Source organism: Paenibacillus sp. FSL P4-0184 (assembly GCF_038004625.1).
Lineage (GTDB): Bacteria > Bacillota > Bacilli > Paenibacillales > Paenibacillaceae > Paenibacillus_AQ.
On record NZ_JBBORN010000001.1, the window covers coordinates 4,911,575 to 4,925,454 of the forward strand.

Consider the following 13,880-nt stretch of genomic DNA (forward strand, 5'->3'; position numbering starts at 1 on the left):
TTAACAGGATGAACAAGGGTAGAATCGTATTTTTGAACGGTGTTACGAGCTCTGGAAAAACATCAATAGTAGATGCTTTACAGTTAAAATCGCATGAATTTTTTTATGTTGTTGCCAATGACCTTTTTGAAGAAATGATAGGTGAACGTTATCTTCGTGAAGATTATTGGAAGTATTTAAGTGAAGCAATTATCATGATGTATCATACAGCCAAATTATTTTCTGACCATGGTAAAAATGTGCTTATTGACGGCATTATGGTAGATAGACCTGAGTTGAAACCGCATTATGAAAAAGTGAAGAATATATTTTCTGGTTACCCATTATACATTGTTGAAGTGTTTTGCCCTTTAGACATTTGCCGTCAGAGAAATATTGCACGAGAAAATAGAACCGAAGACCAATCTGATTGGCAACACAAAATCATAGCAAAAGATATCCAGTATAATTGTACAGTCAACACACATTTAAACACTTCCGAAGAATGCGCAGATTTGATTTTAAAAAGTATATTTGAAGATGAAGTTTGAATTACTATGCCCGAGGTGACACATTCCGGTAACGGGGAATGTTAGTATAATAGCGGTTGCTTCGGCAGCCGTTTTTATTTATTCAACTGTGTTCAGGTTAATTTAACAAGGAACTTATATAAAGATGAAATTTGAAGGGAGAGATGAAATGATAGAATTATCTAAAGAAAACTACGCTCACGTTCTGCCATTGTTGAAAAATCTAGCATATGAACCTGTGTTTGCATATTCCGTAATTGAGCGAAATCAATCTGGAAAAGTGTTCGTTGATCATAACGAAAATCCTACCTGCAGTCTTATTATCAATTCATATGGACAGTATTTTTTGGTTAAGAGGGGCGACAATGAATGCTTTATGAGCGACGTAGTTGAATTTTTGCGAAATGATCAAAATCATTCAAAATACTACGATCTTTATGCTTCAACATCGGAACTACTGCTTCAAATTAGCGAAAGTTTAGCGGGAAAGACTGTATTATTGCACCGTTCTTCTTTTACATTCGAGCTATCCAAATTCCAACATCTAAAAAAACCTAACGCATTGCCAGAACAATTTGTTATGAAACGGATGGATAAAGCGCTATTCGATAAATACAAGAATGAAATGGACGTTTCTTATGATTCGTTATGGAGTTCGGCACAACACTTTGCGGATCGAGGATTTGGTTACTGTCTTGTGATGGATGATGATTTTGCAAGTGTTTGCAATTCTTATTTTGTAGGTGGAGGGTATGCGGATATCGATATCGTAACCGTGGATGAATACCAGAATAAAGGGCTAGCAACACTCACGGGTGTAGCATTTATCGAACATTGTCTGAACCATAATCTAGTGCCAAATTATAATTGTGACGCTGGCAATGAACGATCGATACAGCTAGCGAAAAAGTTAGGGTTTGCAAAAAAATATGATTTTCCAATGTTATGGTGGCATCAGGATCAGAGTATAATTAATGATTATTTGAAAAGATTCAATTATTAAAAAAGAGAGTTTAAAACGAAAACTTTCCAAAATGACAGGAGTAAACCGGTGATAAAACTATTATTAGATGAAAATACATGGGAGGTTTAGCTATGACGATTAACCGTGAGACCATTCTAAACGCAATTGTATCAGACCTTGGAATTGAAGATTATATTTTAGCTATCTGGCTAGAGGGTTCAGATGGTACTAAAACTTTGGACGAGTATTCTGATATCGATTTGGTGTGCTATACGAAAGAAGGTTGCATAGATGCTGCATTTACCCGGTTGGATGCCTGTATGCATCGATTAGGAAAAGTAGATATTGCCTATGAAGAAACTGGTCGACCAACAAATAACCGCTACAAGGTTTACCACCTACAGGAGTCATCAGATAGTCTCTTAGTTGACGTGACGATCCAAAGTGAGAGTGTCCCTGTTTTATTCATTAACGAAGACAAAACTGTCGTACCAGTTATATTGATAGATAAGACAGGTATCGTGAAGTATCAAGACGTTGATCACACGACTCACCATTCACAACTTCAATCACAATTGATACGTGCTCAGGGTATTTACAGTCAAAGGAACCGAGCTGTCAAATATACAAAACGTGGGCTTTTTTTAGAGTCGTTGATTTACTATCATAAGTATGTTGTGAATCCACTTGTAGATGTACTTCGGATACTCTATACACCATTCCAAGCTGACAGCTTCTTGGTTCATGCTTCTCGGGATTTTCCTGTCGAAGTGGTATTAACCTTGGAAAAGCTATATGGTGTAAAAACCGTAGAAGATATAGTAGATCGTATCGAATTGACAGACAAGTTGTTTCGTAATGCCGTAGCAGAGGCTCATGTCATGCTATTACAATCTAAAGAAGGCGAAAGTTTAGCGGATACCAACCCATAAGCATTACTGGGTTATTGTGAGTGATCGCAGATACATAACTACGGGAACGCTACTGAAAATAGAAATACAAAATGGAGCGATTGAATTGTTTATCCAATCATTTGTAGACGAAACACTTGAGCAATCCTTGTCCATATTTGTGGAAGATATCCGAGCCATACTTAATAGAAAGTTGCGAAGCATTTACCTTTACGGTTCGGCCATACACAATGATTTATCCCCGGGATATGGGGATTTGGATTTTCTCGTCGTAATTGGAGAGGACCTTAGCCAAAATGAAATCGAACTTTTAAACAAACAAAGATCCAATTATAGATCATCCCTTCTTAGAAGATCCGACGATAGACAAATCCCCAACCTCTATACCGATATGCTTGAGGGTGCCTTTCTTACGATTAATATGCTGACTGGTGAAAAGGGCAGTGGCTTATGGTGGGGAACAAAGCGCGAATCCGTCTGGACGGAAAATCAATTAGACCTGTTCACCCTGTACACGATCAAGGAGCAGAGTATCTTATTGTATGGTGAGTCCCGTCTAGACAATATTCCATTGTACTCGAAAGAAGAGTTCATTAGTTTTTTTAAGGAATATGCCAAGTGCATGCGGAAGTTTGGCAAGGGGAATAGTCTACATTCCGTCGACTGGCTCCTATTAGCTTCTAAATTTATTGCTTGGTGGCAGGAAGGTGTCATCTTGTCTAAAAGCCAGGCTGCAGACAGGGGGCTTTTACATCTTAGTAGCGGATGGAAAGAGAATTTGAAGAGATGCAAGGAGCTAAGGAAGGATCCATCCATGGTAACACGTTTAGAGTATTCCGAATGGTTGAGTAATTTGGAGCCAGCCATTATTGAAGCATCACATGATCTGGACAGAGTTCTCGAAACAACAATTCATTAAACTAGAATCTTTTTTGTCCTATAAAAAAGACTGTTAATAATAACTTTTTCGCTAACAGAACACGTTAGTTAAGTGGAAGTGACAGTCTAGGACTTTATTTCCATTGTCGATTCACCGAATGGTCGTAATGAAAGAAACTCCGAAAACCCATTATATTCAAGGGGGTTCGGAGTTCTTTTTCTAGAGTCAACCCTGCGCAGGGCTGGTCTTCATTTCGTGGATTTTTTGGAGCGTATGAAGACACTTTGTTTTCTCGTCATCGCCCTCTGTGTGGAGATACCACTCTACAAGCCTGTACCCGAATATGAGAAGGATCAATTCGAAGACGCAATTATCGGCGATAGGGGATGCATCTGCATACTCCGAAAAACCTTTGTAATACGCAGGGACACATCGTTGGTAGTATTCGACCATGTGAGCGATATCCGCTTCATCTGCAATCAAGCTTGCGAGATCCTCACCCATGTAGCCCCATCCGCATGTATCCCAGTCGATGAGCGCGATTTTCCCGTCGGCATAGATCAGGTTGGTCACCCAGAAGTCCCGGTGGCATAGCACTAGGGGCAATTGCTCGATGCGGGCGAGTATCTCATCTGCGTGCTCATCGATGTCGATGAGCATTTGCCGCATGTGCTGCGGGAATTCACAGTCCTCCGAGCGTATATAATCGTAGACGACTGGCCACGACCGGTAATGTAGATACGTATTCTTCATGAGATCCGTATGGCTCAGGTTTGTCAGGCTCTGCAGCACAGCAGGCTTCTCCGCATACAACTTGCCTTGATAGCGTCCTAACTCCAGTGCAGCCTGTTCATACATGTCACCAGTTAAGTCTAAACCGGTTAAGCCATCGATATATTCCAGCCACAGCTGGAATTCATTTTCTTCGGCATTCATCTCCGCATGGTAACATGTCGGCCAGCGGAAGGTATCCGAGAACGTCGTTCCCAAGTCAGACATATAGAGATCATATTCCCGGCGCCAGGAATCCGGATCGTTGTAACGTTCCCATTTCTTTTGAATTTTCAGCACGATACGGTACGGTATTTTTTCACCATCCGCGGTTTCGGCGATCCCGTTTACCAGGTGCACATTTCCCACAGTTCCGCCCTGTAACGGCATGGTTTGGTAGTCACCCGAGATAATATCCTTCTTGAACTGTCGGCTTAAGGCATAGATCAGCGTTTCAAATTTAATATTCATTTCTTCCATCCTCCGTTTTTCTTCGTTTGCTTGCTTGACATAGCTATCGTTTTGTTTCGAGCCCTCTTATCGATGAGGTAGCTTGTTTTATCTTGGACATACTTGTGCTCATGCTGCTGGGCAACATAATGCTCCCACCGTTCACGCGGCAACGAACCGTCGGCAAGCGCGGCGAGAACGGCACAGCCCGGCTCGCCCTGATGGCGGCAATCTGCAAACCGGCATTGCGGGAACCATTCCTCCACATCGGTAAAGCTTGCACGTATGCCTTCGCCGGCATCAAAAAGCCCGAGCTCACGCATTCCCGGCGTATCGATGACCATCGTACCGGAGGGGAGCATGAACAGCTGACGGTGCGTTGTTGTATGCCGCCCCCGGCTATCAACCTCTCGGATCGTCTGAACCCTCATTACGTCCTCTTCTATCAATGCATTGAGCAGAGATGATTTACCGACGCCGGACATGCCGAGAAAGACGACTGTTTTACCAGGCATCAAGTAGGTAGCGAGTTGGTTCAGCCCCAGGCCGGTATGACTGCAGACCACATGAACTGGCACATCAGGGATGCTTTGTGTAACTTCTGCGAGCGGGAGACTATAATCTTCAACGAGATCAGCCTTGGTCAGAATGACGACTGGCTGACTGCCGCTCTGTCTGACTTGTGTCAGGTACCGCATGAGGCGGGTAATGTTGAAATCCCAATTCAAAGAAGAAAGAATGAACACATAGTCAAAGTTGGTTGCAACGACCTGTTCCCGTACGGTTTTGGCGTAGCCTACGGCATGCCCTGAGTAATCTGCGCGCGAGAACTTGGAACGGCGGGGCTGTACCGAAACGATGAGCGAATCTCCGCTCTCGTTGTAGCGCAACAAGACGAAATCCCCGACGCACGGAAAATCTACGCGTGTTTCCACGCTGTGATAGAATGCTCCTTTGAGCACAGCCGTTACTTCGCCGCGCTCGGTCATGACCGTGAAGCGCTCGCGCCGAAGCTCTGTCACCCTACCGGGCAATAATCCGTCGGGAATTGCTTCTATTTCTGTATAGCCATAGGTTTTCAGATTTATCATAGTTTTTTTGTTAGCTCCTTTAATGTTGTTTTTGGACGCAAAAATGCCACGGACAAGCAGCCTCTAAAGAAGCTGCTGTCACGCGGCATCAGGACGCAAAAAAGACACGACCTTCATCGTATCTTGCAAACAGCAATATTCACGAAAGGTTACTTCGGATGGCATACCAAATAATAGGGGCGTTTCCCCGCTTTTTTCGCGTATGCCTACTATTCAGTTTTAAGACCAAACCACCATATAAGTAGTTGCCATTAAAACACATCTCCCTTCGTGTCAGGAACTTGCTTATCGCTAAGCTTTCTATAAAATAACCTATTTTGGAAAAAAAATCAATGCCTGACAGCGCAGATTGTCAGCCTGCTCCATCGATTCTGCCGTTGATAAAGAACTCGCGAGCATTAAAAGTCAGCGTGAACGCTTCCTTGAGTTGTTTGAAGGAAACGGCGATGGTATATCAAAGATCAGCGAAATTGCAGAAATCGACAAGATACTCATTGAATACTAATAATTCATCATTCAACTAACGGCAGGTTATTACTAGAAGGGAGATAACACTTTGAATTAAAAATAATGAGGTGTATTATGAATCCAACAATTGAAGCTTTTTTTACGGATAAGATTGTAGTTGAAGCAGCAAAAAGGTATGGGTTTATGCCTGAAGAGTTGATTTTATTGGGGAAGAATCAAAACTTCACCTATGGAAGTAAAAACGAAGCGTGTAATCTCATCATTCGGATTATACATGAATCGCACAGGACGCTGGAGCTTATACATGGTGAACTAGAATGGATACAATATCTTGCGAAAAACGGTGTTCCAGTATCCTATCCAGTGAAATCAAGTAACGGTGAGCTAATTGAAAAGATGAATGGTTTTTTTGTTGTAGCATTCCATAAAGGTCTTGGTGCCTCATGGAGTGATAAAATATCTCAAAATGAAGAGTTTAATAAATTGGGAGAAATTGCAGGGAGAATGCACGTACTAGCTAAAAAATATGTTCCTAGTACAGCCGAGATAACACGATACGACTGGAAAAAAATAGTTATCCTCAAGAATTCATAACTTATATTCCCTCTTCCCAGAACCTTGTAATTGCTCATTTTGAATCCTTGATGTAGAGGGTCCACAAATTATCACGTGGTAGTGAAAATTTTGGACTTATTCATGGTGATTTTTGTTTTGGTAACTATACAGTTCAACCAAATGGAAGCATTACTGTATTTGACTTTGATGAATGTCAATATTCTATGGTATTGCAGTGCCTAGTCCAGATGAAGATGTTCCAACTTTTGTGAAAAGGTATCTAACTTCGTTCTTGGAAGGTTACGAAAAGGAAAACACGATTGATATAAGATTGTTAAGAGACTTACCACTATTTATGGATTTGAGACAAGCTATCCTTTATTCAGCTCTCTATCGAAACGGAAATATTGAAGCACTCGATGGTTGGTCTAGGGAGTTCTTGAAGCGTGCCCGATATAATATGGAAAACAATATTTCACTGATTGAACCCGATGATATTTTAAATTTTATAACTTAAAAGAGCAATAACATGAATAAACGGCAGCCAAGTTGATGGGCTGCTGTTTCTCAACTAACGGGCAGGATAACGCAATGCTTATATGGAATATATTTGAAAAATAAGATACTTTGAGGAGTGGAAAATTTGCGATATAGAGCTTGTTCACTTTGCATTATTAAAAGAAGAGAATCAATATTACTTGAACAATTCCCGGAAGAAGATGGTATCATTACATTTCGCCCAGTTGGTGGCACGATTGAGTATGGGGAAGATAGCAAATCAGCTGTAATACGAGAAGTAAAAGAGGAAATTAATATTGATATTATTGAACCAAAATTGATAGGGATTATCGAGCACATCTTCCCTTGGTATGGAGAAATTGGACATGAATATGATTTTATTTATGAAGCGAGCTTTAGTCGAATGGATAACTATAACAAGAATGAATTTGAAGGGATTGAGGGGGACAAAAAGTTTATAGCTGTTTGGAAGAACTTAGATGATTTTGAAGAAAACCTTCAGTATAAACTTGTTCCTGACGGTCTTTATGAGATGCTTACAAGTGGGCAAATTTCTGATATTAAACATATTAACACAAAAGATTTATTGGCTTTTAAAGGGTCTTGATTTAACCTAGCGGGACACGTTAGTGGAATAGCGGTTGCTTCGGCAGCCGTTTTTTATTTGTTCAACTAACGGGCAGGTTAGTTGAACAGTGTTGTTTATTTTGTGTTCAACAATCGGTACATAATGTGGAATAAGAAAATTTGTCATTATTTTAATGTGTAGTAGACTTAGTAACTACAGTTTCTTCTTCCTATTTAGTTGGAATGAATTTTTTGGTTTTTTAAATGAAGAGGAGAGTCAATATGGAAGTAGTATATTTTGCAGGTGGATGTTTATGGGGAGTGCAAGCTTTTATAAAAACTTTACCTGGAGTTAAGTTTACAGAAGCAGGAAGAGCTAATGGAACAAATCATACACTTGAGGGTGATTATGATGGATACGCCGAATCTGTAAAAACAGGATTTGATCCGACAGTTGTAACGATCAGTGAATTAATGGGGTATTTATTCGAAATCATTGATCCATACAGTTTGAATAAACAAGGACAGGACGTTGGCGAGTAATACAGAACAGGAGTATATAGTGAAAAGCCCGAACACTTAAAAGAGGCGAAGGCGTTTCTTAGTGAGAGAAATGATTATGACCTTATGGTTGTTGAAGTATTACCTCTCATAAACTATGTGAGAAGTGCAGAAGAACATCAAGATAGATTAGCTAAATGTCCAAATGATTATTGTCATATTCCAGAAGAAATATTAAGCAGGTATAAGTAAGGGAGAATATTAAACTAACGGGTAACGATAGTTGAATAATACATCACATTGATAAGCAGGTGCTTCGGTATCCTGCTCTTTTTATTAAGCTAACAGGCAGGATAGTTACAATTCATGGTAAAGTAAGCGTATTAGTTATCGATCTAAGGTGGTGTAGTGAAAAAATGGATAAAAAGTGGTTTGCATATCGAATTTATCCAGAGCCATGTGGGACTGAGTATCAGCATTCCAATTTAATGGACAGAGCTGATGTTGAGTGTTTATTTGATTACTGTCAGATATTAGAAGCGATGATTTCGAGAGCCGGGTGGATAGAATTAATTGCCTATCATGGTTATCAAGTTCTTTATGAAATTAATGAAAAAAGTGGTTGGTTTGACTGCGATAACCTCGAAGAATTTATTTTTGAAGTCGAATCACATGTCGATTCATTACCTGAACTTTAAGCTAACGTAGAACTTTAGTTGAATGATACACATTAATGAGAAGGCGCTACGGTAGCCTGCTGTTTTCATTGAAGTAACGGGCAGATTATTTGAGTAACAGAAATATTGATATTGGATTAGATACCAATAAATTGAAAATTTTTAAAATGTCTAACGTCTATACTGTCATAGTGTCTAAATTAATAAAAAGGGGTTTCTAAGTGTATTGAACCTGTGTGGTTCGGTAGGATATTTATATTTTTTGAGAGTGGTGTTAACTTGAAGAAAACATTCATAATCATTTTAATAATTGCAGTAGGTGCTCTTGTTTTACTAGTCGTATCCACTCCATTTATTAACAATTATATTGCATATTCCATAAAAAAAGATCTAGTAGAAGTATCTTTGCCAGACAAAACTGAATTGATAGATGATTTATCATCAGCTGGAAAATTAATTGGGAATGGAAATGGAATGCAATTTTTTGGCGCTATTTTAATCAAATCGGAACTAACTTTAGAAGAATTAAATCATTTTTATTCAAAGTATCGCGAGAATGAGTGGAGTTACATCGTTGAAAAGCAAGTGAGTATTAACATTGATTTTCTTAATGGTAACTTGAAATTCAAAGCATTGAAAGCAGATGAAAAACTAATTAACAATTATATTGTTTATACTTGGGGCAGTAGTAACTATCCATTAAGTGATCTTGACATCCGTGGGCATTAACACTCTGCATAAGCAAGATTACGTGCTAGAATATTATAAGCAGTGAGGGTGCTTTATGAAATTAATTCGCCGCGCCATTAAGTAGAACCGTACCATAGATGACAGATCATCATTACGCTAACGGGCAGATTAACGCAACAATTCATTCAATCGCTCCTGTCGTCTTTACCTAGTAATAAATTTATAAAAGGAAGATCATGGAGGCGAGTGGGACGTGCGGTTGCGCACATCGGTTTTTCGAAGATAAAGAGAGGAAGAGCGGAACATGAATGTGGAAGTGTATACGTTAAATGCGTTTGCGAAAGGGGAGCGTGGCGGTAATCCAGCAGGCGTTGTCTTGGAGGATGGCCTTTCTCTGGATGCTGCCGAAATGCAGCTCATAGCGAAGGAATTGGGCCTTTCGGAGACGGCCTTTATGGAAAAATCCCTGCTTGCGGATTACAAAATCCGCTATTTCACCCCCGCCAGCGAAGTTGATCTGTGCGGACACGCCACGATTGCTGCATTTGGACTAATGCATTCGCTGGGTTTGTCAAAGGAAGGGACCTCCTATTCGATAGAAACCAAGGCAGGGATTCTGGATGTCGATATTAGCTCCGAGGGTCTTGTTTATTTGTCACAGGCTTTACCTCAATTTCTTGAAAGGATATCCTGTGAGGAAATCGCCCCATCTTTGGGGATGGATGCCGAGGGTCTGGAAACCGGGTTGCCGATCCAGATTGTTTCGACGGGCCTGCGGGACATTATGATCCCGATCCGCAGCAGGAAGCTCTTGAATGAGGTTCAGCCAAATTTTGATGCCATAACCGCCATTAGCGAAAAATATGATGTGGTTGGATATCATCTGTTCACGATGGATACTCCAGACGATGCTGCTGCGGAATGCCGGAATTTTGCGCCGCTGTACGATATTCCCGAGGAGAGCGCGACAGGAACATCCAACGGTGCCCTGCTCAGCTATTTGTACCAACATGGCCAACGATCATTGCGGGAGGTAGAGAATGTCATGTTCAGGCAAGGGTATTCGATGGATTGTCCTTCTGAAATCAAGGCAGGATTGCGCCTGAGCGAGAGCGGTGAAATCAATCAGGTTCGGGTCGGCGGTGCAGTGGCTGGCATTGAACGAAGACATATCATGATATAAGCGGAATCAAAAAGCCTGTTTGCAGCTACCTATCGATGTTTTTGCCAATGCTCCTTTTTATTGTTTACGGACTTTTCATTTTGCTTGGATTATATACACTGTATTTAATCATAAAGTTATTAATCAGAGCGATAGCAGCGCTCGATATATATTTAGATGAAAAGAGAAATAGACGTCTTTAGATCAATCAAACTATAGATCTAACGGAAAACGATAGCGTAAAGAGCAGACTGCTAATGCAGTCTGCTTTTTATATTGAAGTAACGGGCAGAATAATTCAACAATTCAATTCTTGAAAGGACTTTACCTTAAAAGCCTAGAATAATCAACTTATGTATTTCTACCAAGTAAGGAGCTACTATAAATGAAGATTGTTGTAACTGGCGGAGGAATTATAAGAGATAGTAAAGGAAGAATTTTATTGCAGCAAAGATCCGATTACGGAGACTGGGGATTACCAGGCGGAGGCATGAATCCAGGTGAGACTATCCAAGAGACAATGATCCGGGAAGTTATTGAGGAAACAGGATTAACTGTTACGGATTGTGAATTTTACGCTGTATATAGCGGTCCAAGGATGGAATACTCCTATCCTGATGGCAACAAGGTTGTTTTTGTTATGTTTCTTTTCAATGCCTGGACTGATTATAATCAGTATTTATCTGAGGATGGGGATGCGATAAGATATCAGGACGATCTATGCGAATCGTTGAAATTACAGTTTTGGGATATTAACGATATCTCACTGGATCAAATAAACAAAGTTCAACGACCAGTCTTTGAAGATATGCTAAACGGGAATACAAATATACTTAGATCTTAATACACCAGTTCGCTGAACTAACGGGACACGATAGCTCAATAAGCACGAAGAAACGGCAGCTGATGAATTGGCTGTCTTTTTCTCAACTCCCTCAAGAACTTTGATATAATATGGGTATCTGGACTATAAGTATGAAAGGGGAGTACAACAATGAATAAAATTTTGCGCAGCAGCTCGGCGGAAGCTGAGATTAATACTCTTGGGGCGGAACTGATCAGCTTCAGAAAGCTGGATCCGGAAGCTGAATACATCTGGAGCGGTGACGCCACGTATTGGACAGGCCGTTCTCCGGTGCTATTTCCCATTATTGGTGCGGCCCGTTACGGAGAGATTAAGGTGGACTGCAAAGCCTATAAGATCGGCAATCACGGATTCGCCAGACGCAGCGAATTTACGCTGGTCCAAGAAAGCGACACCCACGCGGTTTACCGCCTCTCTTATGATGAGAAAACCCTGGCCAGTTATCCTTTTAAATTCAACCTATATATTACATATAAACTGAATGCAAGCACACTGGAACTTAGTTACCGGGTGGAAAATAGCGATGAACAGGATATCTTCTTCCAGCTCGGAACCCACCCGGCGTTCAATTGTCCGCTTGATGACAACGGTAGCCTGAACGATTACTATCTGGAGTTCGCTGAATCGGAAAACCTTGAAAGGTTGTTCTTGAATTCGGACGGCCTGCTGATCAGCGGCAAATCGGAGCCCGTTCTGAAACAAGAGACCATCCTGCCTTTATCCCATGAAATGTTCGCCGAAGGCGCATTGATTTTCCGAAATGTGAGCTCTCGGCAGATTTCGCTTAGAAGCAAGCGCTCCTCCAAAAGCGTAGTTGTCAGCTATAAGGGTTTTCCCGACCTCGGCATCTGGCAGCCTTTGAACGCTCCCTTCATATGCATCGAGCCTTGGCAAGGAGTAGCGGATATGGACGTCTTCGAAGGTGAACTTCAAGCTAAAGAGGGAATAATCACCCTGGAGCCGGGGGCGAATTTCACAAGCTCCCTGACCATAGAAATCAACTGACGATCCGAAGGGAGCTGCAGGGTTCTCAACTGGTTAAGCTCGGCTCCATACCATTGCAAAAAGCATCAATCTATTGGAGAGGGCACTGAAGAACTTACGTTTTTCTTAAGGAGTATGTATAAACTTCAAAAAAGAAGACATTCAACCCCATTTTTAGGAAGAATGTCTTCTTTTTTAGCTCTATTTTATTCAATTTATCCCTAATTTGTGTTTGCATATATGGTCATGACGTTGGTGAAAAAGTACCACCGATAATTATTTCTCCAGAGTTCATTTTAGACTTAAATACAGAGACCAAGGAGGAAGTAGATCGTATACATAGTTTACTTTCTAATGCTAATGATAACACAATGAAAACTAGATATATTAAAGGTTACTCTAAGAGATTAATTCGTGCATTATACTCTTTGGTTTTAGAAGATACAGGTGTATGGCAAGATGACATTATTAAGATGAAGAATGCCATATTAAACTATTGTGAGATTGACTCCGCTTTAGTTGATTATCTGTATGCTTGTTACTTGGATAGTAATGTACTTGTTGAAGAGTTTCTGGGAATTGCAGATGAAGTATATAGCTATTTTGAGAACGCCTTAAATGCAATGGCTGCTTCCAGAACTTCCTTCGGCTAACACCATATTGACGCTCCGGGTCACTCTGAGAAGCGAGTGACCACATCCAGCCCCCTAAGCCCGTCGGGACGTCACTGCATTAGGTGTTCGGCAAGCCTCACAACTATAAGCAGCGACTCTAATTAAAACATAAGACTATTGAACTAACGGAGAACTTTAGTTGAATGATACACATTAATGAGCAGGCGCTACGGTAACTTCTGTTTTCATTGAAGTAACGGGCAGGATAACTTGGACAAGTCACGGAGATTTGAATATGAAGATTGTTAAGGGATGTGTTATTAAAATGAGTCTACAATTGGTGCCATTAAATATTCCGTCAGATTGGACTGTCTTATGGAATCATTTTTTTGAAATTAATCCCGATGACTTTCATGACGACTCATTTCCTTATGTATGGGAGCTACATGAGGATATATTCTATTTAAGAAATGAAAAGACAGGTTTGATTTTGGATTTAGGATGGTATCCAGCTATGCGTTCAGAGGGTATGTATACATTGAATTTAGTGAAAATTGGTGATGAAGAAACTGGACCCGAATATTGGGCTAACCCTATTTTAAAATATTGTTCCCGCAAAATTAACGACATAACAAATATAATCCATGAAGTTCTCAGAGGAATAGGATTCGTCCGAAGCAAAGTAAATCATTAAGCTCACGA

At 40.6% G+C, this 13,880-nt stretch carries 14 protein-coding genes and 3 pseudogenes; 15 read left to right on the forward strand and 2 right to left on the reverse strand.

Features of this window, described 5'->3' with window-relative positions:
- The first annotated feature begins 8 nt into the window (after nucleotides 1-8).
- The 4 genes from MKY52_RS21680 (at nucleotide 9) to MKY52_RS21695 (ending at nucleotide 3,303) form a co-directional block, all read left to right on the forward strand.
- Nucleotides 9-530 (forward strand): phosphotransferase-like protein, encoded by a 522-nt coding sequence (locus MKY52_RS21680; RefSeq protein WP_341053275.1) that lies wholly within the window; start codon nucleotides 9-11, stop codon nucleotides 528-530.
- Nucleotides 531-678: 148 nt separating this feature from the next.
- The gene (locus MKY52_RS21685; protein WP_341053276.1) at nucleotides 679-1,512 is read left to right on the forward strand and encodes a GNAT family N-acetyltransferase; all 834 of its coding nucleotides are present in this window, start codon (nucleotides 679-681) and stop codon (nucleotides 1,510-1,512) included.
- 92 nt (nucleotides 1,513-1,604) lie between these two features.
- A complete protein-coding gene (locus tag MKY52_RS21690; protein ID WP_341053277.1) occupies nucleotides 1,605-2,405 on the forward strand; it encodes an aminoglycoside 6-adenylyltransferase in 801 nt (266 codons plus the stop codon).
- Nucleotides 2,406-2,490: 85 nt separating this feature from the next.
- Nucleotides 2,491-3,303: a hypothetical protein gene (locus tag MKY52_RS21695; RefSeq protein ID WP_341053278.1), complete on the forward strand. Its 813-nt coding sequence runs from the start codon at nucleotides 2,491-2,493 to the stop codon at nucleotides 3,301-3,303.
- A gap of 186 nt (nucleotides 3,304-3,489) precedes the next feature.
- On the opposite strand, the gene MKY52_RS21700 is transcribed toward MKY52_RS21695, so the two are convergent.
- Together MKY52_RS21700 and rsgA are read right to left on the reverse strand one after the other, a co-directional pair.
- The gene (locus MKY52_RS21700) at nucleotides 3,490-4,506 is read right to left on the reverse strand and encodes an aminoglycoside phosphotransferase family protein (protein WP_341053279.1); all 1,017 of its coding nucleotides are present in this window, start codon (nucleotides 4,504-4,506) and stop codon (nucleotides 3,490-3,492) included.
- A complete protein-coding gene (gene rsgA, locus MKY52_RS21705; protein WP_341053280.1) occupies nucleotides 4,503-5,576 on the reverse strand; it encodes a ribosome small subunit-dependent GTPase A in 1,074 nt (357 codons plus the stop codon). Before rsgA ends, MKY52_RS21700 begins: the two co-directional genes overlap by 4 nt.
- Nucleotides 5,577-6,158: 582 nt before the next feature.
- On the opposite strand from rsgA, the gene MKY52_RS21710 reads away from it, so the two are divergent.
- The 11 genes and pseudogenes from MKY52_RS21710 (at nucleotide 6,159) to MKY52_RS21760 (ending at nucleotide 13,872) form a co-directional block, all read left to right on the forward strand.
- Nucleotides 6,159-6,638 carry a phosphotransferase enzyme family protein gene (locus MKY52_RS21710; RefSeq protein ID WP_341053281.1) on the forward strand — a complete coding sequence of 160 codons (480 nt, stop codon included), beginning with the start codon at nucleotides 6,159-6,161 and terminating at the stop codon, nucleotides 6,636-6,638.
- Between the two features lie 92 nt (nucleotides 6,639-6,730).
- Nucleotides 6,731-6,871: pseudogene (locus tag MKY52_RS21715) on the forward strand (phosphotransferase); the annotation flags it as partial.
- A 371-nt stretch (nucleotides 6,872-7,242) separates the two neighbouring features.
- On the forward strand, nucleotides 7,243-7,725 hold the full coding sequence (locus MKY52_RS21720) for an NUDIX hydrolase (protein WP_188114598.1): 483 nt from the start codon (nucleotides 7,243-7,245) through the stop codon (nucleotides 7,723-7,725).
- A 242-nt stretch (nucleotides 7,726-7,967) separates the two neighbouring features.
- A pseudogene (locus MKY52_RS21725) lies at nucleotides 7,968-8,438 on the forward strand (peptide-methionine (S)-S-oxide reductase).
- Between the two features lie 164 nt (nucleotides 8,439-8,602).
- Nucleotides 8,603-8,884: a hypothetical protein gene (locus tag MKY52_RS21730; protein WP_341053282.1), complete on the forward strand. Its 282-nt coding sequence runs from the start codon at nucleotides 8,603-8,605 to the stop codon at nucleotides 8,882-8,884.
- A gap of 258 nt (nucleotides 8,885-9,142) precedes the next feature.
- A complete protein-coding gene (locus MKY52_RS21735) occupies nucleotides 9,143-9,592 on the forward strand; it encodes a hypothetical protein (RefSeq protein ID WP_341053283.1) in 450 nt (149 codons plus the stop codon).
- 265 nt (nucleotides 9,593-9,857) lie between these two features.
- The gene (locus MKY52_RS21740) at nucleotides 9,858-10,736 is read left to right on the forward strand and encodes a PhzF family phenazine biosynthesis protein (protein ID WP_341053284.1); all 879 of its coding nucleotides are present in this window, start codon (nucleotides 9,858-9,860) and stop codon (nucleotides 10,734-10,736) included.
- Between the two features lie 364 nt (nucleotides 10,737-11,100).
- On the forward strand, nucleotides 11,101-11,559 hold the full coding sequence (locus tag MKY52_RS21745; protein WP_341053285.1) for an NUDIX domain-containing protein: 459 nt from the start codon (nucleotides 11,101-11,103) through the stop codon (nucleotides 11,557-11,559).
- A gap of 150 nt (nucleotides 11,560-11,709) precedes the next feature.
- The gene (locus MKY52_RS21750) at nucleotides 11,710-12,585 is read left to right on the forward strand and encodes an aldose 1-epimerase family protein (protein WP_341053287.1); all 876 of its coding nucleotides are present in this window, start codon (nucleotides 11,710-11,712) and stop codon (nucleotides 12,583-12,585) included.
- A gap of 188 nt (nucleotides 12,586-12,773) precedes the next feature.
- A pseudogene (locus MKY52_RS21755) lies at nucleotides 12,774-13,217 on the forward strand (nucleotidyltransferase); the annotation flags it as partial.
- 256 nt (nucleotides 13,218-13,473) lie between these two features.
- Nucleotides 13,474-13,872, forward strand: a complete 399-nt coding sequence (locus MKY52_RS21760; protein WP_341053288.1) for a hypothetical protein — start codon at nucleotides 13,474-13,476, stop codon at nucleotides 13,870-13,872.
- The last annotated feature ends 8 nt before the right edge of the window (nucleotides 13,873-13,880 follow it).

Excerpts from the sequence above, each read along its gene's own strand:
- MKY52_RS21680 (WP_341053275.1), top strand. The coding sequence starts at position 9 with ATGAACAAGGGTAGAATCGTATTTTTGAACGGTGTTACGAGCTCTGGA.
- MKY52_RS21685 (WP_341053276.1), top strand. The coding sequence starts at position 679 with ATGATAGAATTATCTAAAGAAAACTACGCTCACGTTCTGCCATTGTTG.
- MKY52_RS21690 (WP_341053277.1), top strand. The coding sequence starts at position 1,605 with ATGACGATTAACCGTGAGACCATTCTAAACGCAATTGTATCAGACCTT.
- MKY52_RS21700 (WP_341053279.1), bottom strand. The coding sequence starts at position 4,506 with ATGAATATTAAATTTGAAACGCTGATCTATGCCTTAAGCCGACAGTTC.
- rsgA (WP_341053280.1), bottom strand. The coding sequence starts at position 5,576 with ATGATAAATCTGAAAACCTATGGCTATACAGAAATAGAAGCAATTCCC.
- MKY52_RS21710 (WP_341053281.1), top strand. The coding sequence starts at position 6,159 with ATGAATCCAACAATTGAAGCTTTTTTTACGGATAAGATTGTAGTTGAA.
- MKY52_RS21730 (WP_341053282.1), top strand. The coding sequence starts at position 8,603 with ATGGATAAAAAGTGGTTTGCATATCGAATTTATCCAGAGCCATGTGGG.
- MKY52_RS21740 (WP_341053284.1), top strand. The coding sequence starts at position 9,858 with ATGAATGTGGAAGTGTATACGTTAAATGCGTTTGCGAAAGGGGAGCGT.
- MKY52_RS21745 (WP_341053285.1), top strand. The coding sequence starts at position 11,101 with ATGAAGATTGTTGTAACTGGCGGAGGAATTATAAGAGATAGTAAAGGA.
- MKY52_RS21750 (WP_341053287.1), top strand. The coding sequence starts at position 11,710 with ATGAATAAAATTTTGCGCAGCAGCTCGGCGGAAGCTGAGATTAATACT.
- MKY52_RS21760 (WP_341053288.1), top strand. The coding sequence starts at position 13,474 with ATGAAGATTGTTAAGGGATGTGTTATTAAAATGAGTCTACAATTGGTG.